2 protein-coding genes are annotated in these 1,214 nt (G+C 65.2%); one reads left to right on the forward strand and one right to left on the reverse strand.

The genetic code is table 11. From position 1 onward, the window contains the following. Positions 1-306, reverse strand: a 306-nt coding sequence (locus MKK75_RS00340) for a hypothetical protein (RefSeq protein WP_244040654.1), incomplete at its 3' end; no start/stop codon positions are given. Positions 307-471: 165 nt separating this feature from the next. Here MKK75_RS00340 and MKK75_RS00345 point away from each other — a divergent pair. Continuing rightward, the gene (locus MKK75_RS00345; RefSeq protein ID WP_244040655.1) at positions 472-720 is read left to right on the forward strand and encodes a hypothetical protein; all 249 of its coding nucleotides are present in this window, start codon (positions 472-474) and stop codon (positions 718-720) included. Positions 721-1,214 lie beyond the last annotated feature (494 nt).

Raw genomic sequence — 1,214 nt, forward strand, 5'->3', positions numbered from 1 at the left:
GCATACTCGCTCCAGCCCTATCTCAACCCGTACCCTTCTCCATCTCCCTACCCACCGCTCTCCGCGCCAGTCGAGGCTGGGGTGCTGGGCCCGCGTGCCCCAGGCGCGATCGGTGAGGTGGCTGGAGGCAGTGACGGGAGCGGCGGCCGTCGCTTCGTCTGTGCGCAGGAGGCCAGCCAGGGTTTCGGGGGCTTCGCGCGTGTAGCCGCGGGCGAGCTGCTTCACGTCGTCGGGCAGGCGCGGGCGACCGCCGGGGTTACCGGACCGGCCGGGCGCGAAAGGCTTGAGGTTCGACGGCTTGCTCATGGTCTTAGCTGAAATCTATCGGGTTGCTGTTGGTATATAGGATCCGACTATGGTTCGCTCAGAGCAGTGGCGGGAACAGTGGTCGCGGGGCCCGCGAGCATCAGGTCTCTGGCGGAACGTGATCCCATTCAGCCCGTTACCGGCCAAGCTTTGGAGGAGATCGACATGAAGCACATCATCGCTGGAGGGCTGATCGCAGCGGGTCTGCTCGCCATCCCGAGCGTACCGGCCGTCGCTCAGAGTATCGACATCGGACCGGGTGGCGTGCGCGTCGATCCGCGCTCGCCGCGTGAACGCGAGATTGATGCAGAACGCCGAGAGGACCGGCGTGAGGAATTCCGCGAGGAGCGTCGTGAGGAGCGTCGGCGCGAGTTCGACGAGGGCGGTCCGCCCCCGCCGCGCGATCGGTACTGAAATCAGCCAATCTGAGGGTTAAGAGCGGCGGGGCGTGAACCCTGCCGTTCCCCGGTTCGTCGTCAGGTACGTTCTCTCCCGCCGGGCCCGGGCAGCAGAACGGCCCACGCGGCGCGCAAGATCGCGGTGCGGGTGTCGGCGCGGGTCGGACGCATCACTTCGTCGTTGTGATGTCGATCACAACCTCGTTGGTGAGATGCCCACGACGCGTCGTGGGGAGCGAACCTTGCATCGTGATAGCGTTGCGGTCGGCTTCCATACCGACCGGTGCAGCTACTCATCCCGTGTAGCGTCGCGAATTCTATCCCTCTCAGACTGATGCCAAGAGCCCTTGATACGACCGGTCTGCCCAGCGTGCTCGCTGTGATCCTATGGCCCTGGATCGATGCGATCGAGGCGGTGAGGCCGGGAATGGCAGACCCTCTACAGAAGACGGCGGAGAAGTCCGTCAGGGATCTCCGCCACCTCATCATCGTCACGGCACCTCTGGAGAC

It is taken from the genome of Methylobacterium sp. J-030 (genome assembly GCF_022829545.1).
GTDB lineage: Bacteria > Pseudomonadota > Alphaproteobacteria > Rhizobiales > Beijerinckiaceae > Methylobacterium.